Source organism: Chthoniobacterales bacterium, from assembly GCA_035274845.1.
In the GTDB taxonomy this organism is placed as follows: domain Bacteria; phylum Verrucomicrobiota; class Verrucomicrobiia; order Chthoniobacterales; family UBA10450; genus AV80.
In genome coordinates, this window is sequence record DATENU010000019.1 from 40,353 (window position 1) to 61,046 (window position 20,694).

The 20,694-nt window shown below is 60.0% G+C and carries 16 protein-coding genes; 14 read left to right on the top strand and 2 right to left on the bottom strand.

Annotated elements, in window-relative coordinates:
- Positions 1-38 precede the first annotated feature (38 nt).
- From VJU77_12830 to VJU77_12855, 6 genes are all read left to right on the top strand, one after another.
- Positions 39-458 carry a response regulator gene (locus tag VJU77_12830; protein ID HKP04230.1) on the top strand — a complete coding sequence of 140 codons (420 nt, stop codon included), beginning with the start codon at positions 39-41 and terminating at the stop codon, positions 456-458.
- 431 nt (positions 459-889) lie between these two features.
- Positions 890-1,252, top strand: coding sequence for a response regulator (locus tag VJU77_12835; protein ID HKP04231.1), 363 nt, complete (start codon positions 890-892; stop codon positions 1,250-1,252).
- Between the two features lie 10 nt (positions 1,253-1,262).
- The gene (locus VJU77_12840; GenBank protein HKP04232.1) at positions 1,263-1,604 is read left to right on the top strand and encodes a hypothetical protein; all 342 of its coding nucleotides are present in this window, start codon (positions 1,263-1,265) and stop codon (positions 1,602-1,604) included.
- A 132-nt stretch (positions 1,605-1,736) separates the two neighbouring features.
- A complete protein-coding gene (locus tag VJU77_12845; GenBank protein HKP04233.1) occupies positions 1,737-1,985 on the top strand; it encodes a hypothetical protein in 249 nt (82 codons plus the stop codon).
- 488 nt (positions 1,986-2,473) lie between these two features.
- Positions 2,474-6,757: a chemotaxis protein CheB gene (locus VJU77_12850; GenBank protein HKP04234.1), complete on the top strand. Its 4,284-nt coding sequence runs from the start codon at positions 2,474-2,476 to the stop codon at positions 6,755-6,757.
- A gap of 135 nt (positions 6,758-6,892) precedes the next feature.
- Positions 6,893-7,711, top strand: a complete 819-nt coding sequence (locus VJU77_12855; protein HKP04235.1) for a response regulator transcription factor — start codon at positions 6,893-6,895, stop codon at positions 7,709-7,711.
- A gap of 93 nt (positions 7,712-7,804) precedes the next feature.
- On the opposite strand, the gene lysS is transcribed toward VJU77_12855, so the two are convergent.
- A complete protein-coding gene (lysS, locus tag VJU77_12860; protein ID HKP04236.1) occupies positions 7,805-9,295 on the bottom strand; it encodes a lysine--tRNA ligase in 1,491 nt (496 codons plus the stop codon).
- Positions 9,296-9,484: 189 nt separating this feature from the next.
- On the opposite strand from lysS, the gene VJU77_12865 reads away from it, so the two are divergent.
- The 6 genes from VJU77_12865 (at position 9,485) to VJU77_12890 (ending at position 15,238) form a co-directional block, all read left to right on the top strand.
- On the top strand, positions 9,485-9,955 hold the full coding sequence (locus tag VJU77_12865) for a hypothetical protein (protein HKP04237.1): 471 nt from the start codon (positions 9,485-9,487) through the stop codon (positions 9,953-9,955).
- A 131-nt stretch (positions 9,956-10,086) separates the two neighbouring features.
- On the top strand, positions 10,087-11,226 hold the full coding sequence (locus VJU77_12870; GenBank protein ID HKP04238.1) for a hypothetical protein: 1,140 nt from the start codon (positions 10,087-10,089) through the stop codon (positions 11,224-11,226).
- Positions 11,226-11,975, top strand: a complete 750-nt coding sequence (locus VJU77_12875; GenBank protein HKP04239.1) for a DUF4388 domain-containing protein — start codon at positions 11,226-11,228, stop codon at positions 11,973-11,975. The genes VJU77_12870 and VJU77_12875 overlap by 1 nt, the downstream gene beginning before the upstream one ends.
- Positions 11,976-12,037: 62 nt before the next feature.
- Entirely contained in the window at positions 12,038-12,913 is an 876-nt protein-coding gene (locus VJU77_12880) for a hypothetical protein (protein ID HKP04240.1), read from the top strand.
- Between the two features lie 21 nt (positions 12,914-12,934).
- Positions 12,935-13,753 carry an N-acetylmuramoyl-L-alanine amidase gene (locus tag VJU77_12885; protein ID HKP04241.1) on the top strand — a complete coding sequence of 273 codons (819 nt, stop codon included), beginning with the start codon at positions 12,935-12,937 and terminating at the stop codon, positions 13,751-13,753.
- Positions 13,754-15,238, top strand: a complete 1,485-nt coding sequence (locus tag VJU77_12890) for an NAD(P)H-hydrate dehydratase (protein ID HKP04242.1) — start codon at positions 13,754-13,756, stop codon at positions 15,236-15,238.
- 108 nt (positions 15,239-15,346) lie between these two features.
- Here VJU77_12890 and VJU77_12895 read toward each other — a convergent pair whose 3' ends face one another.
- Positions 15,347-17,377, bottom strand: coding sequence for a tetratricopeptide repeat protein (locus VJU77_12895; GenBank protein HKP04243.1), 2,031 nt, complete (start codon positions 17,375-17,377; stop codon positions 15,347-15,349).
- 115 nt (positions 17,378-17,492) lie between these two features.
- Between VJU77_12895 and VJU77_12900 the strand changes: the two genes are divergently transcribed.
- Together VJU77_12900 and VJU77_12905 are read left to right on the top strand one after the other, a co-directional pair.
- Positions 17,493-19,730, top strand: coding sequence for an excinuclease ABC subunit UvrB (locus VJU77_12900; protein HKP04244.1), 2,238 nt, complete (start codon positions 17,493-17,495; stop codon positions 19,728-19,730).
- Between the two features lie 42 nt (positions 19,731-19,772).
- Complete coding sequence (locus VJU77_12905) at positions 19,773-20,690, top strand: hypothetical protein (protein HKP04245.1); 918 nt, start codon at positions 19,773-19,775, stop codon at positions 20,688-20,690.
- The last annotated feature ends 4 nt before the right edge of the window (positions 20,691-20,694 follow it).

Below are 20,694 nucleotides of genomic sequence, written 5' to 3' on the forward strand. Positions count from 1 at the left end.
CCGAACCATTCGATGACGGCCTCCATCGGCCTCACGCCATGTGCTCCATTCTCCTCGTCGAAGATCACGCTGATACCCGGCAAGCCTTCGCCGGTCTGTTGCGGAACTGGGGACACGAGGTTTCCACGAGCGATTCATCGGCGCGCGGTCTCGCCTTTCTGGACACGAATGAAGTGGATGTGATTCTGAGCGATATCGGACTGCCCGATAAGGATGGCTTTGCCTTCATTGCTCAAGTCCGGGAAAAAGACTCGAAGGTAATGGCGATCGCGATGAGCGCGTACTTCACCGCGGGCGACCAATGCCAGTGTCGCGATGCCGGTTTTGACATGTATTACCCAAAACCGGTCGACCTCCTGAATCTGCAAATGGTCCTCGCGCGGATGAATTCCCGGCCGGGCCGGAAACGAAAAGAAATCCTGGCCGCCGATAAACGCCACTCAAGCCGGGCGGCCTGAGACCTGGTCGGCGCTACGGGCGGGTCGTGTATTTTTCGCGGCGTCCGCGTCCTTTGCTGGACCTCCCGGCAACCGGCTTACCGTCTTCGTTTTGAAGCAATAACGACGCTCCCGCGAGGCTTGGATCGCTCGGGCGACGTCGGCGCGAAGAGTCTCGCAACTGGCGAGCAAGGATTGGTTCGGTTCGCCAATTTTGCTCTTTCCCTCTCCTGATTTTCCCATGCCCCTCTGAACCCTTCGGTATAGAACGGAACTGGCAAGTAGAGTGCGCGCCTGCGGGGCGCATAATTTTCTCACACTGCCCGATTATTCTCGGAGCAATCCACTGCGGGCACGCCGCCTGATCCGTGTTCGGGGCTAGCGGCGAAAGGTGCGGGCACTAAACATTCACGCAATCAAATCCGGCGCCGGAAACGATTGAGACGGGAGCCGTGACTATTCTCCTCGTCGAAGATCATACTGATACGCGCCGCGTGCTTTCCGCGCTCCTCGAGCGCTCCGGTCATGAAATGATCACGGCCGACGGAGTTACGGAGGCGTTGCAGCTTCTGGGGCACACCCCGGTCGACGTTCTTCTGAGCGATCTCGGGCTTGCCGACGGTGACGGGCTGGATCTCGTCGCGAAAGCCAAGACCCTGCAACCACAGATTCAGGCCATCGCGTTGACTGCGCGAGGTTCCGAAAAGGATTACGAGATAGGGAAGAACGCCGGTTTTGATCATTACCTGACCAAGCCATTCGACCTCCACGAGCTACGCACGCTATTGAACATTCTGGGGCAATCCGCCTGCTAACAACGAGGCCGTGGACGATCCTGGCGGCTGCTGTCGCCCGCAATGCGACCTGCTCGCGAGCGCCACACAACCCGCGCCGCCGGGGCTCAATCGGGATTGTCCCGATCAATCAATGGTGGTGGCTCCCGATTGCGGCATCACTCCTGAGAGGGTTGTTTGGGCGATGTTCGAAGAGAATTCCTCATTGTCTGATCAACGTCCGGCCTCCGAAGGGGAGGATGCCACCATGAATATTCACGAGCGCGCGATTACAATTCAGAAAAAAGTGAGCGAGCTCTCAACAACGATCGAGCGTATCGAACAGAACCTGGCTGAGGCGGGCAATGAATGGCGTAACTCCCGCGATCAATAATGAAACCAATCGGAAAATTCCCGCACGGACCGAAGGGGCATAACAGCGCCGCGGTAGAGTCGCCGTGATCTCCGAGGCAATCCTTTTCCAGGTCGCGCCGCGTATCTCCTTCAGAGAGGCGAGTTAGAACCGGTGCAAAGCGACGAAGAAGAGTTGGAGTTTCGGATCACGATCCCAATCGAAGACGCGTTCGCATTCTCGATGGGAGAGTTTCCGCTTCACCCGACCGAAGCCTCGGACGAGATGCGCCAGGTCGTGGGCGTTTTGATTGTCGACGCGCTTCAGTATGGCGAGCATTGGCGGGTTGCCGCCGAGGTGCGCGCCTCCCTCGCCGAGCGCTGGCCGGATTGCCCGGGCTTTCACGGCAACCGTTCCGGTTGAAGGTGGGCGCGTGTGTGGGCGTGGCCGCTGTTCGATCTTACCCCGGCGTGTGAGTGAATCATCCCCGTTTTGGAAAAGGGTTACATCCGTGGCGGGAGCCAAGGCCGTTTCAATTATCGCCAGAGGGAAATAAGGGACGGCATGAAGAGCGGAATCGAGCATTCAGGAGAAGTGCGGAATGAAACGCGGCCGCGACGCGCCAAGCGCCGTGTGCACGGAACGGCAGAGACCGCCGGACAGCCCGCCCCGTCGCGAGCCCAATTCACGCGAACTGTCGCGTTACTCAACGCCGCTTTGCGCGTATGGGAAGCCAGTCAGCCGCGGCGCTCGAGCGTTTGGCGACGTAACTATTCGTAGAGGTGGGATCATGACCACGATCATGAGCAGGAGGAATCCAGCAGGCAAAGCGGATGCGTTTAGATTCGTAAAGGAAACCTGACCGCAGTAGAGTCGGGTTGCGGCCCCCCTCGAAAGCGGGGCTGAACGTCATGTCCGACAAGAACGCGCCACTGGGAACCGAAACAAGGGCGAGGCATAACGGCGCCCCGCCGGCGGCGCAACTGGATGCGGCGGCGGCCGATATGCCGGGTGCGAACTTGCATGACGGGGCCCGCAAACGCCGTGATCCGAACGAGCCGGTAGCGGTCGTCGGTCTGGGAGCTTCCGCGGGTGGCGTGAGTGTGTTGCAGCAATTTTTTGCCGACATGCAGGTAGACAGCGGGCTGGCGTTCGTGGTCGTGATGCATCTTTCGCCGGAACACGAAAGCAGCCTGGCGAGCATCCTTCAGCAGCACACCGCGATGCCTGTCTTACAGGTGACTCACCGGGTGAAGGTTAAACCGAATCACGCCTACGTGATTCCGCCCAACAACCAACTCGCCTTTGACGACGGCATGCTCGAGCTGCTCGAGCGGCCGCCGCCGAACGGGCGTCCGGTGACGATCGACCTTTTCTTTCGCAGCCTGGCGCACTCGTTCGGGCAGCGCGCGGTCGGCGTCATTCTTTCCGGGTCCGATTCAGACGGCGTGATCGGGCTCAAGCACATTCGCGCGCAGGGTGGCGTGACGATCGCGCAGGACCCGGACGAGGCGGAACACAACGCCATGCCGCTGACGGCGATCAGCACAGGAATGGTGGACTGGGTGCTGCCGGTGGCCGAGATCCCTCCGAAGCTGGTTCACTTCGTCCGCAACGAACACGCGATGAAGTTGCCGCCGGAAATTCCAGACGCTCCGGAGCGCGACGCGAAGTTGAAGGATGCGCCCGGCGGCGAAACGGTCTCGGACGAAACCCGGTCGCGGACCGATGAGAACGCGATCATGGAAGTGCTCGCACATTTGCGAGCGCAAACCGGCCACGACTTCACCCATTACAAACGGGCCACGATCCTGCGCCGGATCGCGCGGCGGATGCAGGTGAACCTGGTCGAAAGCATTCCCGATTACCTCGGCTTTCTGCGCCGCCATTCGGACGAGCCTCTGGCCCTTCTCCAGGACTTGCTCATCGGCGTCACTCATTTTTTCCGCGACCAGGACGCGTTCGCCGCGCTGGAGGCAAACATCCCCCAGCTTTTTAGTGGCAAAACAAAAGACGATCAGGTCCGCGCCTGGGTGGCCGGTTGCGCGACGGGCGAAGAGGCTTACTCGGTCGCGATGCTGCTGACGGAATATGCGGAACGGTTCGAGTCGCCCCCGATCGTGCAGGTCTTCGCGACCGACATCGACGAACAGTCGTTGCTGGAAGCGCGCGAAGGGTTGTATCCGCATACCATCGAAGCCGATATTTCGCAGGACCGGTTGAGGCACTTCTTCAGCAAGGACCAGGGACGCTATCGGGTGCGAAAGCATCTCCGCGAGAAAGTTCTTTTCGCCGCCCACAATTTCCTGAGGGACGCGCCTTTTTCCCGGATCGATCTGATTTCCTGCCGCAACCTGCTTATCTATCTCGGCAGCAAAGCGCAGGAACAGGCCTTCGAGGTGTTCCATTTTTCACTGCGCTCGGCCGGCCTGCTTTTCCTGGGCGGCTCGGAAACCAGCGCAGGGCACGCGCTTTTTTCGCCGGTGGATACGAACCACCGAATCTATGCCCGCCGCTCGGTGCCGCGCCCGGTTTGGAAGATCCCGGTGGTGCCGGTGTCGGTGCCGCTGCAGGAGCCGCCGGCGCGCGCCTTGCCGAAAGCCGCGCTGCCACCGCTCACCCAGGCGACGGTCCAGGATGCCGGAAGGAGATCGGAGGCCAGCGACACCTTAAGCCTGGAGCGGCGCGGCGCCCTTTTTGGCGAACTGCATTTACGGTTGCTCGAGCAGTACGCGCCACCCTCGGTGGTGGTGAACGCCGAGCACGAGGTCGTTCATCTTTCGGTGAACGCCGGGGCCTATCTGCGTTTTACTGCGGGCGAACCTTCGGCAAATATCTTCAAGCTCGTCCGGCCGGAGCTCCAGGTGGAATTGCGCACCGCCCTTTTCAGCGCGGGGCAAAACCGGGATCAAAACGTGCGGAGCTCGCCGCAGACGGTCCACTTCGACTCGCATGACGAAGTCGTCGCTCTCCATGTCCGCCGCGTCGAGACGAACCAGGGCGAACACTTCTTCCTCGTCCTGTTCCAGCGGCAGGACGAGCCCGGCGCCGCGGCGGAGAATCAGCTCCTCCAGGCAGACGTAGCGCGCGGTTTGGACGAGGAAATCGCGTTCCTGAAGGCGCAGCTCGCCACCGCGGTCGAGCAATACGAAGCGACCAACGAAGAGCTGAAAGCATCGAACGAAGAGCTCCAGGCGATCAACGAAGAGATGCGCTCGGCCACGGAAGAGTTGCAAACGAGCAAGGAGGAATTGCAGTCCGGCAACGAAGAGCTGACGACGGTCAACGCCGAGCTGAAGAATAGCGTGGAAGAATTGAGCCGGGCGAACGCCGACCTCAACAACCTGATGGGGTCAACCGACATCGGCACCATCTTTTTGAACCGCCAACTGCGGGTCCATCGCTTCACCCCCAGCGCGCAAAAGATTTTCAATCTGCTCCCTACCGATATTGGCCGGCCGTTGGCGGACATTACTCACCATATCGACTACGACGCTCTGATGTCGGACGTGGAAGACGTGCTCGATCGCTTGACGACCATTGAGCGCGAAGTAGCTCGAGACCGGCCGGATGGAGGGGAGGAAGAGGCCCGCTGGTATCTGGTGCGAATCGCTCCGTACCGCGCGCTGCAGGATCGCATCGCCGGTGTCGTCGTGACCTTTATCGACATTACGCGCCGGCATCGCGCGGAGGACGCCGTGCGAGAAAGCGAAGAACGCATGGCGCGTCTGGCAGATGCCATTCCGCAGATCGTCTGGACGAATACCGTGGACGGGACCGCGAATTACTTTAATCGCCGCTGGTACGACTACACGGGCCTTACCTTCGAGAAATCCGCCGGGCCAGGATGGCAGGCGGTCGTTCATCCTGATGACGCGCCGGCCTCCAGGGATCGCTGGCAGAAGGCGCTCAAGGCCGGCGAAGTTTTCGACAGCGAATACCGGCTGCGAAATGCGGACGGTGACTATCGCTGGTTCATCGGGCGCAACGTGCCCCTGCGCGATAAGGAAAATCGCATCACGGGCTGGTTCGGAACGGCCACCGACATCCACGATCTCAAGCTGGCAGAAGCAAGCACACGTGAAATGGAGGGACGCTTTCAGTTGCTCGTCGAGGGGACGCCGGATTACGCGATGTTCCTCCTCGATCCGGAAAACGTAATCACCTTCTGGAGCACGGGCGCGGAAAAAGTGTTCGGCTGGACCGCGGAGGAAGCAGTCGGGCAGACAGGCGCGATCATTTTCACCGACGCCGACCAGAAGAAAGGCGAAGTAGAAAAAGAGATCGAAACTGCTGTCCGCGAAGGCCGGGCGCCGGACCGCCGCTGGCACCGGCGGAAGGACGGGTCGCGTCTCTGGGCGGATGGAGTCATGCGTCGAATCGATCGACGGGACGGGGGACTGCGCGGCTTCGCGAAAATCTGCCGCGATGCGACCGAACAGCGTGAGATTGAAGACGCGTTGCTCCATGCCAAGGAAGAAATGGAACAGCGCGTCATCGAGCGAACGCGCGAAGTCGTGGCGACGAACAATGAGCTGGAACGAACGATGGCGCAGCGCCGGCAGCTCGAGCGTGAGTTGCTCGAGATCAGCGAGCGCGAGAAGCGGCGGATTGGCGAGGACCTGCACGACATGGTTTGCCAGGAGCTGACGGCCACGGCGCTGTATTTGAAATCGACCGCGAAGAAGCTCGCGCGGAAGGACGAGGCTGCGGCCCAAACGCTGGAAGAATCCGCCGAGACCGTCAACCGGAATGTCGGCATCGCCCGGGAACTGGCGCGCGGATTGCAAGCAGTCGAGCTAAGGGCGGCCGGATTGAAAGATGCGCTACGCGACCTGGCAGCGTCCGCGAATCAAAATCGCGGCGTAAACTGTCACTTCAAAGCTGCCCGGGGTGTTCGCGTTACGGATGACGCGGTTGCACTGCATTTATACCGGATCGCGCAGGAGGCAGTGACGAACGCGCTCAAACATTCCGGGGCCCATAACATCTTGATCGCGCTGGATCGGAGCGCGACTCACATTTGCGTAAGCGTGCAAGATGACGGCAAAGGGTTCGATCTCGGAAAACGGCGAAAAGGTTTGGGTGTCCATATGATGCGCTACCGTGCAAACGCCTTGGAGGGCGAGCTATCCATTGAGCGCCGCAAGACCGGCGGCATGGACATAACCTGCAAGATCCCGATCAAGCGGTGATTGCCTGTGACGTTGTAGCCGTTGTCAGCAGCAGAGGGATTTTCTGTAGCCGCCGCCCTGCGGGCGACGTTTTCAGTCGCAACAGAATTATGCGAACACTCGCCGGAGCGGGCGCGATGTTGTTATGATTACGCCATGGCTACCGGTCCAAAATTGAAGCCTGCCAAGGCCCCATCGTCGGCGAAGAAGCCGACCTCGGGCCCCAGCGCCAAAGAAGCGCGGCGCCTGGCCATCGAGCCCGATGTGAAATCGACCGGCGCGCTCGGCAGCGGGCTGGTCGCTAACCCGAAGTGCGCCCTGCCGGAATCGATTCGGATCGTGGTAGTTGACGATCATCCGCTTTTCCGCCATGGCCTGATTCAGCTTTTGAATTCGGACGACGGTTTCGCGGTTTGTGGCGAAGCCAACAGCGCCGGGGAAGCAATGGACGTCCTTCGCAAAGTAAAACCGCACCTGGTCATCGCCGATCTCGGCTTGAAAGGCACCAATGGGATTGAGCTGACGAAAATGATTGTGGCCGAGTTCCCGCAGATGCCGGTGCTGATTCTTTCCATGCACGATGAGTCGCTGTATGCGGTGCGCTCGCTCCGGGCTGGCGCGCGCGGTTACGTCACGAAACAGGAAGCGCTCGGCAGTGTCCTCGAGGCCGTGCGCGAAGTGATGGATGGCCACACTTACCTCAGCCCGAAGATGGCGAGCCAGGTGATTTCCAAGGTAGTCGTCAATCGGGTCGCGCCGGATGAGGAAATTACGGACAGGTTAAGCGACCGCGAATTGGAAGTGCTGGAACTGATTGGCGCCGGGAAAGAGGTCAAGGCGATCGCCAAGGCGCTCAACCTCAGTCCGAAGACCGTGGAGACGCACCGGACGCACATTAAGGAAAAGCTGAATCTGCAAAACGCGCGGCAAGTCGCGCGTTTCGCCGTCCAGTGGGTGGCCGAGCGGGCGATCTAGGTCTTCTGTAGCCGCTTCGCTGTGCGAAGCGTGAGATAGACGTGGATAACCGCACGCTGCGTCGCCCACAGGGCGACGGCTACAGAAGCTTCCTCACCTCCGCGGCTTTAGCAGCGGGAACAAAATCACATCCCGAATCGATTCCGCGCCGGTCAAAAGCATCACCAGCCGGTCGATCCCGACGCCGAACCCGCCTGCCGGAGGCATGCCGTGTTCGAGGGCGAGAAGAAATTCTTCGTCGAGCTTCTGGGTTTCTTCGCCCGCCTGCTCGATCAGCCGTTGCCGCTGCACAATCGGATCGTTCAGCTCGGAATAGCCGGGCGAAATTTCCTGGCCGTTGATGATCAGTTCGTAAACGTCCACCAAGGTCGGGTCTTCGACATTTTGCTTCGCCAGCGGCACCAGTTCCTTCGGGCAATGCGTCACGAAAAGCGGGTCGAACGTTTTCTCCTCAACCAGCTTTTCGAAAACCTGCTGCGTCACTTCATAATCTTCCATGCGTGGATTGATCTCTACCCCGAGCTCGCCGCAACGTTCGCGTCGTTTTTCGGTGGTGTAGTTAAACCACTCCGGATCGATTTCGCGGATCAGGTCGCGGTAACGAGCGCGTCGCCAGGGACGGGTGAGGTTGAGAGTGCGCGTGACATTTCCTTCCGCGTCTTTGTGTTCGATCTGGAGGGTCGAGCTCCCGCGAGGTTCGGCGTCCGGCGTCGCTGGAGCTCCGCCCTCCAAAACGCTCGCCAAATGACAGATCATTTCTTCCACCAGGTCCGCGATCTTTTCGAAATCGGCGTAGGCCCAATACGCTTCCAGCATGGTGAATTCCGGATTGTGCTTCCGCGAGATCCCTTCGTTTCGGAAATTTCGATTCAGCTCAAAGACCTTGTTGAAGCCGCCGACCAGCAATCGCTTGAGATAAAGCTCGGGCGCAATCCGAAGGAAAAGCTCGAGCCCGAGCGCCTTGTGGTGGGTCCGGAACGGTTCTGCCGCCGCGCCGCCCGCGACCGCCTGGAGCATTGGCGTTTCGACTTCGAGAAAGCCTTTCGCCTCAAAGAATCGCCGGATCTCCCGCACAATCACGATCCGTTTTTCGAAGACCGCTCGTGATTGTTCGTTCGTGATCAGATCAAGATACCGCTGCCGGTAGCGCGTCTCGACGTCCTGAAGCCCATGCCATTTCTCGGGGAGCGGTCGGAGCGCTTTTCCCAGGATCTGGAGAGTGTGCACTTTCAGGGTCGGTTCGCCGGTCTTGGTCAGAAAACAGCTCCCCTCGACGCCGATGAAATCCCCGAGATCGACCAGCTTGAACAGGTCGATCAGCTCATCGCCGACTTCTTTCGCGTGGATGTAAACCTGGATTCGCCCCGTGGAATCGCGGAGGTCGACGAAATGGCTTTTCCCCATGTCGCGGTGGGCGGTAATGCGACCGGCCGCCCGGAGGGAAACGCCTTCGGCGAATTTTTCGCGCACTTCCGCGATGGTGCCGGACGTTTCGTACGCGCTGCCAAAAGGATTGGCGCCCCGGGCCTGGAGCGCCTCCAATTTCTCACGCCGCTGCGCTATGAGCTGATTCTCTTCGTCCACTGTGGGTGCGAATTTAGAGCGCTGCCTTCAAATGAACAGCCTTTATCGGCCCTGCAGGCGCCCTGCTCAGTCGGGGCGTCATCGCGGCGCGGCTACAGCGCTCCACTTATTCGTTTGCAAAGAAAACCGACCCGATGAGATACTTTCGCGCGTCCTGGCTCGCTCGAGCTCCCGGCGCGACCTTTCCTTATGGACGTTGATCTGCCACAAACCGCCTCGAAAACCGAGGGACCGCTCGTCAAACAATTCTCGATTTTCCTGCCGAACAAGGTCGGGGCCATGCTCGATGTGGTGAAACTGCTGCACACCCACAACACCCATGTCGTCGCCATGAGCATTGCGGAGTCCACCGACTCTGCCATCGCGCGGATCGTGGTAAGCGATCCGGAACGGGTCGAGGAATTGTTTCGGGAACACAACGTGGCTTTCGGGGTTTGTTCGATGGTGGTGGTGGAACTGCGCGAGGTGGCGACTCAGCTTGCGAAACTCCTGGCCGCGCTCCTGATGGCTGAGGTCAATGTGCATTTCACCTACCCGCTTTTGACCCATCCCCGGGGTTTCGCCGCCCTCGCCTTGCATGTCGACGACACCGACTGCGCGTCGTCCGTTCTCCTGGGGGAAGGCTTCAAGCTTCTCAGCCAGGCGGATATTTCGCGGTAGGCTTCTTTCGTAATCGTGCTCGTGCTCGTGCTCGATCTGGCCGCGTTTCGATCACGAGCACGATTGCGATAGGATATTAATTTGAACGGTTTTGCGCCCGCACGAATCCAAGGCATAATTCCAGAAATCCTATGGACGCAGAAACCGAGGCCATTTCTCCCACGCCGCCACCCGACAAGGTGTTTCGGATCGCCATGCTGGTGGTCCTGGCCTTTGGCGCGGCCGAAATTGCCGGGCTCAGTGTTTTTTACATTAACCGGTGGCGCACCGAATACATCGCGTCGCATCCGAAAGTAACGGCGCCGGCCGCGAGTCCAGCGGCATCGGCCCCGCCGGTGGCCGAAACCACCACGAGCCAGCCGGCCACGGCCCAATCCTCTCCGAGCTCCGCCGCGCTGTCGGTCGCGGAACAGCTCTTGAAGGAAGCGACGGAACTGCGCGACAAGGGCGACACGACGAGCGCTCTGGCCCGGCTTCAGGAAGCCGCTCAGCGCGATTCGAAAAACGCGAGAGTGTTTGCGGAAATGGCCATGATTTACGAGTCGATCCAGCTTCCCGACCGCGCGACCGAGACCTGGAAAAAAATCGAGGAGATTGGTCCCTCGGCCGGCCCGCTTTATGAGCTGGCTGAAATGAAATTGAAAGCCGCGCCAACCACGCAGGCGCCCGCCACCACAACGGGCCCGGGCCTGACCGGAACGGCACCGCTGGACGCAGGAACGACCCGGACCGACGCCGATGGCATCCCGGACGGCTCGACCTTCGGGATTACCGAACTGACCGCCACGGACACGCCGGATCCCGAGGCGGATACCAACATGAAGCTGAAGATCAGCGTGAAAGTGAAGCCGAATACGCCGATCGATCATACGAAGGTAAAAATTCAGGTCTTCTTTTACGACACGGTTGATAACAAGGATGTCGTCCTGACGGACGCCGACGTCAGTTACGAATGGCTCACGCCTCATCACGATTGGAAGGACACAAATCCGGAGGTGCTGGCGGTAACTTACCTGCGGGCGAAGAAAACCGCGTCAACTGAAGCGGACCTGGCCGCCGCGGCGGCTTCCGTAACGCCGTCGGCGACGACGAAAAAGAAAACCACGGCGAAAAAAGACCAGGCCGCGCAGTCGCCCGGCGAAGGCGGTCACCGGAAATATTTGGGATATATCGTGCGCATTTATTACAACGATCAGTTACAGGTCGCCCGCGCCGATCCCACCAAACTCCTGAACATTTTCCCGCCGCCTCTTAGTGCCCCTTCGCAGTGATGCAATTGCTCATCGTCCACGACGACGCTGAGGTTGGGGAACAATTGGCGGGAATGGTGGCCGACTACACGAGCCACCAGTGCGATCTGGTCGCGAATGACGCGGCGGCGCTCCGCTGGGCGCAGACCCACGCGCGCTGCGATCTCCTTCTTGCCCAATTGGAGGGTAGCGGTGTCGATGGTCTTTCTCTCGGCGGGGTGCTGAGTGAAATTTTTCCAGGGTTGCAGGTATTATTTCTGCCTGCGTATTCCGCGGCCGAACGGTGTCTCGACATCGCGAGGACGAAGGTTTTTCCGGAACCGATCGATGGAGAACGCGTGCTGGGAGCGATCGAAGCCGCGGCGAACCCGCGGGAAACGGACGCGGATTTGTTTCACGTTCTCGATGTCTTGCAGATGTGCTGCCTGAGCCAGCGGACTGGCGCGGTGCAAATCGTGAAGGGGGAGCGGAGCGGGATTGTCTATCTGCGGGAGGGCAAGATTGTGCACGCGGAGGGCGCGGTCACGCGTGGCCGAGAGGCGCTCCTGCAAATCGCCGGTTGGGACGAGGTTGAATTTGCCTACGATTCCGAAGCGCGCGTCCCGGAGACAATCTTCCTGTCGTGGACCGAGGCCCTTGTCGAGGTAGCTCCTCCCAAAGAGGAGAAGCGGGAGAAGGCCAGCTCGCCTTCCAAGAGGCCGGAACCCCGGCCCGTGGAACCGCCACGGCCGAAGAAGCGCGGGTTTTTTGCCGGGCTCCTGCGCAGTTAAAAGATTGCCGCCAGCCAGTGCCTTCTTTCTTCCCTGAGCGAGATGCGTTATTCTGAAACCCGATGAAATGGTCCCTCAGCCTGATCACGGTTTTTTTTCTAACGGTTAACGCGCCCGCGCAAATCCAGGTGGAACTAAAATTTCAACGGCTGCAATACATTGCCCACGAGCCGATCCTCGCCACGGTCAAGATCGCGAACTTCTCCGGACGCGACATCGATCTCCGGGACGACAGCGGCCACCAATGGTTCGGTTTCGAAATCAATTCGAGCGAAGGCCGCCTCCTGGCGCCTCTCAGCCAGGCTGCACCAGAGCCCGCTCTTCACGTCGAGGCCGGCAAAACCGTCACCCGAAAGATCAACCTGACTTCTCTTTTCCCGGTGCAGGATTTCGGTTCCTACCATGTCCGGGCGAACGTTTATTTTCCCGATCTCAACAAATTCTTCTATTCCGCGACCAAGGTTTTCCAGGTGTCCGATGCGCGCCCGATCTGGCAAAAGACCGTGGGGATTCCGGAGAACACGGCCGGAGCAGGGGAGGTGCGGACGTTCTCGCTTCTCTCGAATCGCTTCCCCGATTACACCTCTCTTTATGTGCGGGTGGAAAACAAGGACCGGGGCGTGGTTTACACCACTTACTCGTTAGGCCGAACCATCGCGAACGACGAGCCGCAGGCCGAACTCGACCGCGCCAACCAGCTTCACGTTCTTCATTGCGCCGCCCCCCGAACCTGGAGTTATTCTCATGTGGGACTGAATGGGGAACTCCTGGCGCACTCAACTTTTCTCGAAACAAAATCGCGTCCGCGTTTGCGACACACGGCGGATGGCGTTATCGCGGTGCGTGGTGGAATGCTTTACGTTCCTGTGGCTGAATCGAAGCGCAGTCCCGCGCCGAAAGTATCCAACCGTCCTCCGCACCCCGTGGCGGACGATTAGAAGCACCGTTAATTCTCAGCGATGAATCGATTTCATTTTTCCTGGAGCCGCTGCGCTCTGCTTGCGCTTTTCCTGGCGCTGGCCTCGTCCGGTTACGGCCAATCCCGCACCATTATAATCGATGCCGGGCACGGCGGTTTTGACCGCGGAGGCGTTCCCGGCCAGCGGATCAGCGAGAAAGATAAGGCGCTCGATGTTGCCCAGCGTTTGAAGCGGATCCTGCAGGCCCAGGGGTATCGCGTAATCATGACCCGGGACAGCGACGTCTTTATCCCCCTGGGAACGCGGACCGCGATCGCGAACAATTACCGGGGAGCGAGCTTCGTCTCGATTCATTTCAACTGCGCCTCCCGCGTGGGAGCGAACGGGATCGAGACTTATTATTATCGTTCCGACAGCGCGTCGCTCGCGGCCAGCATTCATCGCAACGTCGTTTCCATTTCGCCTTCGGAAAATCGCGGAATCCGCCGGCGCGGTTTTTATGTCCTGCGGCGCACCGCGATTCCCTCGGTTTTGGTGGAATGCGGGTTCCTGACCAATCCGACCGAGGGGCGGCTCGCCTTGAGCGCGGAATATCGCCAAAGCCTGGCGGAGCAAATCGCGCGGGGCATTAACCGGCAACCTCCGATGTCTTCCAAGCCCCTCACGGCCAGTTTGAGAAGTCTGTCGCTCGGGAACGACTTCGTGCGCGTTCCGCCGGAAAGTTCCGGCCACCGGAAGAAGTCGAAGTCGTCGAAATCCTCGAAGTCCTCGCGCAAGAGCAAGAAATCTAAGAGCAGCGATAGCGACAGCGACAAGCCGAAGAAGAAAAAATCGAAGAAGAAGAAGTCGGAGGATTAATTGGAATCGCCGATCGTAAGTTCTGCGGCCATGCGGGCGGCGGAAGAGGCCGCATTTGCCAACGGTGTCGAGGTGGAAGCATTGATGGATCGCGCCGGCGCCGGTGTTGCCCGGACAGTCCGGCAATTCTTTCCTGAGCCGGGCAAAGCGCTCGTCTTCGTCGGGAAAGGCCACAACGGCGGTGATGCGCTCGTGGCGGCCAGGTGTTTGAAGGAGGCGGGATGGGAAATCGATCTGCGTCTGGTTTTTCCCGAGAACGATTGCGCGGAATTGACCCGCAAGAAGCTGGAGGAATGCAGGACGGCCGAGCGTTCGATCGTCGATGGACTCGCAGAAATGCGTCCCTCGGCTTCCATCATTCTCGATGGCGTGCTGGGGCTTGGGTCGAAACACCTTTTGCGGGAACCCGTCCGGACAGCCGCGCAGGAAATCAATCGTCTTCGACGCGAGGAAAGGATGTTCGTTTTCGCGGTCGATTTGCCAACCGGGCTCGACGGGGACAACGGCGACAGCGATCCGGATTGCGTCGTGGCTGATTTTACCAGCACGATCGCATTCGCAAAGCACGGCCTGGTGGCGGACCGGGTGATCGATCTCGTCGGGCGGATTGCGGTCGTTCCGCTGGCCGATCTGGTCACTCCACAGGTTCCGGCGAACGATCTCCTGGCCACCGACCAATCGCTCCGCGCGCTTTTGCCGAGACGAAGATTCGGCGCCTACAAGAATGAGTTCGGAAGGATCGGCGTCGTCGCCGGGTCGCCGGGATTTATCGGCGCGGCGCTGATGACCGCGCAGGGCGCGTTGCGTTCGGGCGCGGGTCTGGTCGAAGTTTTTGTCCCGAAAGAGATTTATCCGATTGTGGCCGCGGCCGCGCCGGCCGAGGCCATGGTCAAGGCCGTTCGCTCGTACCGGGATTTGTTGGAGGAGAAGATCGACGTCTGGGCGGTGGGACCCGGCTTGGGCAAATCGCAGGCAAAAGATGTCCTGCGGCTAATCGAGCGCGCGACCGCCCCGATGGTGGTTGATGCCGACGGTCTGAACATCGTGTCGGACGACGTTGAAGTCCTGAAACGTTGCGCCGGTCCCCGCCTTCTCACGCCGCATCCCGGCGAAATGAAACGGCTGATGGATCCGGGCAAAATGTCACGCGCCGGCCTCGCCCGCAGTTTCACCGATTTGTTTCCGGTGACTCTGCTGCTCAAGGGGGCCCGGACGGTTGTCTGCGAACGCGGGAAGCCGCTCAGTTACAACTCAACCGGGAATCCGGGCATGGCGACCGGCGGGATGGGGGATGTGCTTACCGGCGTTTGTGCCGGTTTGATGGGCCAGGGAGTTTCGTTATACGACGTGGCCCGAATCGGCGCGTGGGCCTGCGGCCGTGCGTCAGAGGTCGCGATCGTCGAGCGCGGCCAAACCGAACAATCGTTGTTGCCGCGCGACGTCCTCGACAATCTCGGCGCCGCGTTCTGGGAATTGCTTCTGTAGCCGCTTCGCTGTGCGAAGCGAACGTGGGAGGCGCCTTTGGGCGGCGACCCGATCAGGGCGAAGACCGCCCCGCCTCGGCGTCGCCCACAGGGCGACGGCTACAGAAGATCAAGGTTTGGCCAGGAGTTTCTGAAAACGGGGATCATTCCGGATTGGGTCCCATTGCCAGCGTGAGCGCAGATCGCTGGCCGTGATGCAGCAATTCGTGTTGTCGACCTGGCCGGGCGTGGCGAGCAAACGTTCCAAAAGCGGTAACGCGGAATCGGCATCGCCCGTCCGCGCATAGATCATTGCCAAAAATCCGTTTACCCAAGGTCCGTCCACCGCGTCCTTGGATTCGGGCAAAAGCTCGACGGCCCGCCGGCCTTCCCGGATTGCTTCTTCCTTTCGGCCCATAAACGAATAGAGCAGGCCGAGATTGGCGTGGCGCACGCCGTTGCCGGGGGCCTCCTGGACCGCCTTTTCGAAATCGGGCAAAGCCGCCGCGAATTGGGTTTGGGTGGCGGCGAGATCGCCGCGGGCGAGGGCAACGCATCCGCGATAAAAGCTCTTTGGCGTCGGGAGACCGTTTGATTCGAAGACGTCGAGCGGACAGGAGCTCATGGCCATTTCGGCGGCCGCGAAATCGCGTTCGATCATGGCCAAATCCCAGCGCGCCCTCGTGACCAGGCCCGCGGGATCGATTCCCGGTGAGATTTGCGCCAGGACCGCTTTCAGCGGAGCGGTTTTTCCAGTCGAGTAAAAATCGATGTAGGCCCGGTTGATCTTATAGTTGGCCGATTCCGGCGCGAGAGTGACCACGCGATCGTAAGCCCGCGCGGCCTGCGGCCAGTCGTGAAGAATCGCGTAGGTAAAGGCGATTTCGAGGGCGACGTGCACATTGCCCGGGTCCACCGCCTGGGTAGTCTTCAGCAGTTCCAGGTTTTCCTTGAACTGACCCTGCCGGCGGAGAATCGCGGCCCTGAAGTAACCGATGTCGCTGTCGTTCGGCAACGCGGCCGCGGCGATCCTAAATTCCTCGAGCGCCTTTTCGTAATTGGCCTCCGCCCAATAATAATAAAGTCCGAAGGCGAGATGGCCTTCGCCCAGGTCGGGGCTGAGTTCGAGCGCTTTTTCGGCGGCTGTCTTCATGCGCGCTTTGCGGTCATCCGTCGGGTAGAACCAGCGATAAATCCGCGCCTCGGTGGCGGCGAGGCGGGCATAGGCCAGCGCGAAAGAAGGATCGTGCTGGATGGCATCGGTATAGAGTTCCTCTGCCACCTTGTAGGCTTCGAAAAGCCGATCGGGATTTGATTCATACGTCCGCGCCTTGAGGTAAAGCACGTAGGCGTCGGGGTTTTTCGTCGGTTTGGTTTCGACGCGGCCCTTTTCTTCCGGGCTCAGGGTGGCCCGAAGCTCTGAGGCAATTTCCGAGGCCAGCTCGCCCTGGAGCCCGAGCGAATCCGCCAGCGGACGGTCGTAACGTTTCGCCCAGAGATGGCGATCGTTCCGCGCATCGATGAGCTGCACGGTAACCACCACCCGGTTTTCCCCGCGGCGCACACTCCCTTCCAGCACATTGACCACTCCCAGGGCCTGCGCGATTTGCGGCAGGTTCTTCTTCGTCGCGCCCCGGTAGGGCATGACCGACGTCCGGCTGATCACCTTCAGTTCGTGAATTTTTGCGAGGCTGGTCAGGATATCATCCTGGATTCCATCGGCAAAAAAGGCGTTCTCCTTGTCGTCGCTGAAATTTTCAAAAGGAAGGACCGCGATACTTTTTTCCGGCGCGCCGCCCGCCGTTTCAGCGGGGTGCAGGCGTTGATAAAGGAGAAAGGCAACCGTGCAGGCGAGCACTCCGATAATCAGTCCGTTCAGCTTTTGGCCGGTCTGCTTCTTGATCGATTCCTGGGGAGCGACATCTTCGGTCCGCCTGATCCCTTCGGGAGTCAATTCGTAAGCCCAGGCGAGAATCACGGCGACAGGGAACCCGAAGGCGAGGAGAACGACAACGAGCCGGACGCACCATCTCGGGATTTCCAGAACCGGAAAGGTCGCAGCCGCGATCTGGATGATGAGCCATGCGACGACCGCATAGGCGACGGCAACGCGGTAAACATTACGCCGTCGCAGCTCGGTGAAGAATGCCTTGGGATTCATGCGATTCGCGGAGAATAACTACCGCGCTTCTAACGCATAGCGAGTCAAAAGCACGGCGAGCGCCGCAGCCCATCGAGCGGCGGAGCGCTCGATCCACCTTGTGCTATTTTGCTTGATGGCGTTCGAGCTCGAATCCAACTACAAGCCGCGGGGCGACCAGAGCCAGGCGATCGCGAAGCTGTTGAAGTCGATCGAAGCCGGCAACCGCCACCAAACCCTCCTTGGCGTGACCGGTTCCGGAAAGACATTCACCATGGCGAACGTCATCCGCGAGCTCGACCGGCCGGCGCTGATCATCTCCCACAACAAAACTCTCGCGGCGCAGCTCTATTCCGAGTTCAAACAATTCTTCCCGCGGAATGCCGTGGAATATTTCGTCAGCTACTTCGATTACTACCAGCCGGAAGCCTACATCCCGCGTTCCGACACCTACATCGAGAAGGATTCCTCGATTAACGAAGAGATCGAGCGTCTCCGGCTTTCGGCGACGAGCGCGCTGCTTTCCCGGCGCGACACCATCGTGGTCGCGAGCGTCTCCTGCATTTATGGCGTGACCTCGCCGGAGGATTATCTCCGGATGTTGCTCACGGTGAAAAAGGGCCAACTGATCGGCCGGGAAGCCGTTCTGGGCCGGCTCGTGGACATGCTCTACGAGCGGAACGACATGAACTTTTCGCGCGGCAAGTTCCGAGTGCGCGGCGACGTGGTCGAAGTCTATCCCGCCACGGCGGATGAAGAAGCGATCCGGCTGGAATTCTTCGGCGATGAGATTGACGCGATCACTCGATTCGATCCGCTGACCGGCCATGCCCATGAGGGCTTGAGCGTGATCACTTTTTATCCGGCGAAACAATTCGTCACGCCGGCGGACAAGCTGAATCGCGCGCTGGCGTCGATTCGCAACGAGCTCGATCACCGCATCGTGGAGCTGGAAGCGCAAAGCAAGCTGCTGGAAGCGCAACGGCTGAAAATGCGGACGGAATACGACCTCGAAATGTTGCAGGAGATGGGTTTCTGCAATGGGATCGAGAATTATTCCCGCCATCTGTCGGGGCGAATGCCCGGCTCGAAGCCGTTCACGTTGCTGGATTTTTTCCCAAAGGATTTCCTCCTGGTGGTGGACGAATCTCACGCCACCATTCCGCAAATCGGCGGGATGTATGAAGGCGACCGGTCCCGGAAAACGGTGCTGGTGGAATATGGTTTCCGTTTGCCGAGCGCGCTGGATAACCGGCCTCTGAATTTCAAGGAATTCATGGGGATGACGAACCAGATCGCCTACGTGAGCGCGACGCCGGCCGAGTTCGAGATCAAGAACAGCGTGGTGGGGAACAAGGGATACTTTCCGCATAAGAGGGAGCGGATCGGGGAAGATGAGCCGATTCCTTTCCTCGTCGCGGGCGAAGCTGTAGCGCAAGTTTCCAACTTGCGGCCCGGCCGGAGCGCAAGTTCCAAACTTGCGCCGCTTTCTCCGACAGATCAGCCGGTTGGCGAGTTCGATGTGCACACGCCGGGGGCGCCGCTGGTCGTCGAGCAGATTATCCGGCCGACGGGATTACTCGATCCGAAGATCACGCTTAAGCCGCTCAAGAACCAGATCGACGAGACAATAGAGCTTTGCCGGCAACGGGTCGAGAAACAGGAGCGCGTCCTGGTTACGACGCTGACCAAACGGACCGCGGAGGATCTATCGGATTACCTGCGCGATGTCGGTTTGAAGGTGCGCTATCTGCATAGCGACATCGACACGATCGAGCGGGTCGAGATCCTGCGCGGCTTGCGCGCGGCGGATTTTGATATTCTGGTCGGCATCAACCTGCTTCGGGAGGGGCTCGATCTGCCTGAAGTGTCGCTCGTCTGCATCCTCGACGCGGACAAGGAAGGTTTTCTCCGGAGCCAGACCTCGCTCATCCAGACGGCGGGGCGCGCCGCACGTCACATCAACGGAGAGGTCGTGCTTTTCGCCGACACGGTGACGCAAAGCATGCAGGCGTTGATGTCGATTTCCGATTACCGGCGAACGAAGCAGATGGAGTACAACGAGAAGCACGGAATCACGCCGCAAACGGTCCGGCGCGCGGTGCAGGAAAGCCTCCATACGATTTTGCGAGGGCGCGAGATCGCGGCGTCGGTCATCCAGGAATCGGGCGGGGATTTCAATCTCACGGAATTGCTGCGCGAGCTCGAAGAGGAGATGCAAAGCGCATCGGCGAATTTGGAATTCGAGCGGGCTGCGTTACTCCGAGATCAAATCATGGAAGTGAAGAGCGGCACCGGCTTGACGAAGATCGAACCCAAGCGAAAGCCGGTGAAATATGCTCGGAACAGCGGCCGCCGGCGCTCCCGGGTCTGATCGGCAGGCGTGGCTCGCACGCGACTAGCTTCTCTTCCCGGCATGAGATTCATCAAGTTACTCCCCGCCATTCTGCCAGTCATCCTGGCCCTCCCGGCTAAGGCCCAGCCGCCGGCCACCAGCCCCGGTCTAAACGCCTTGCCCGAAGTGGAGTTTTCGCGCCTCAGCCAGCGCGATCCAAATCCGCTCGGCGCCAGGGCCCTGGCGATCCATCCCGAGCAATGGAAGCACGGCGAGACCGAGCATTTCATTTATCACTTCGTGGACAGTTTCGTGGTGACGCCGATCTCGGTGGAAGCGGAATTCCATTACCGCGTAATCACCAAGGAGCTCCAGCGCGAGCAGCCCGCGGGCAATACGAAATCGCACCTCTACGTTTTCCAAAAACCGGCGGACTGGCAGCAATTCCAGACCGCCGGAAAATTGGAGCCCTGGACTGGCGGCATTCAATCGCAGGGCAGCCTCTTTGTGGTCAGGGATCCGGCCTACAAATTCAGCGACAACTCGCTCGGGCACGAAATCGTGCACCTGGTTCTTCATCGCTACTATCCGGACGGTGTCCCGCTCTGGCTGAACGAAGGGTTCGCCCAATACATTTCGAAGGGTGCGCAGGCCAGCTATTATCGGGCGCGCAACTACAGCGCCAAAGCGCGTTCCCAAACGATCGCGGCGGAAAAACTCTTTCCGCTGACGACCCTCACGACGATGAGCTACCCGCCTTCGGACCAGGTCGCGATCTTCTATGAGGAATCAGAGAAGCTCGTTCGCTTCCTCGTGGCGACCGACAAGGCGAGCTTCCTCACTTTCCTTGATGCGATGGGACGGCACCAGCCGTTCGAGACCGCGTTGTTCCAGACGTTCGGCTCGAAGTTTCAGAACGTGACCGCTCTGGAGGCAAAATTTCGCGAATACGCGGCGAGCGAGTTCGGAACTTCTTTGCAACAGGCGGGTGGCGGCTAAATTT

Excerpts from the sequence above, each read along its gene's own strand:
- VJU77_12870 (HKP04238.1), top strand. The coding sequence starts at position 10,087 with ATGGACGCAGAAACCGAGGCCATTTCTCCCACGCCGCCACCCGACAAG.
- VJU77_12895 (HKP04243.1), bottom strand. The coding sequence starts at position 17,377 with ATGAATCCCAAGGCATTCTTCACCGAGCTGCGACGGCGTAATGTTTAC.
- VJU77_12880 (HKP04240.1), top strand. The coding sequence starts at position 12,038 with ATGAAATGGTCCCTCAGCCTGATCACGGTTTTTTTTCTAACGGTTAAC.
- VJU77_12900 (HKP04244.1), top strand. The coding sequence starts at position 17,493 with ATGGCGTTCGAGCTCGAATCCAACTACAAGCCGCGGGGCGACCAGAGC.
- VJU77_12830 (HKP04230.1), top strand. The coding sequence starts at position 39 with ATGTGCTCCATTCTCCTCGTCGAAGATCACGCTGATACCCGGCAAGCC.
- VJU77_12855 (HKP04235.1), top strand. The coding sequence starts at position 6,893 with ATGGCTACCGGTCCAAAATTGAAGCCTGCCAAGGCCCCATCGTCGGCG.
- VJU77_12905 (HKP04245.1), top strand. The coding sequence starts at position 19,773 with ATGAGATTCATCAAGTTACTCCCCGCCATTCTGCCAGTCATCCTGGCC.
- VJU77_12875 (HKP04239.1), top strand. The coding sequence starts at position 11,226 with ATGCAATTGCTCATCGTCCACGACGACGCTGAGGTTGGGGAACAATTG.
- VJU77_12850 (HKP04234.1), top strand. The coding sequence starts at position 2,474 with ATGTCCGACAAGAACGCGCCACTGGGAACCGAAACAAGGGCGAGGCAT.
- VJU77_12865 (HKP04237.1), top strand. The coding sequence starts at position 9,485 with ATGGACGTTGATCTGCCACAAACCGCCTCGAAAACCGAGGGACCGCTC.
- VJU77_12885 (HKP04241.1), top strand. The coding sequence starts at position 12,935 with ATGAATCGATTTCATTTTTCCTGGAGCCGCTGCGCTCTGCTTGCGCTT.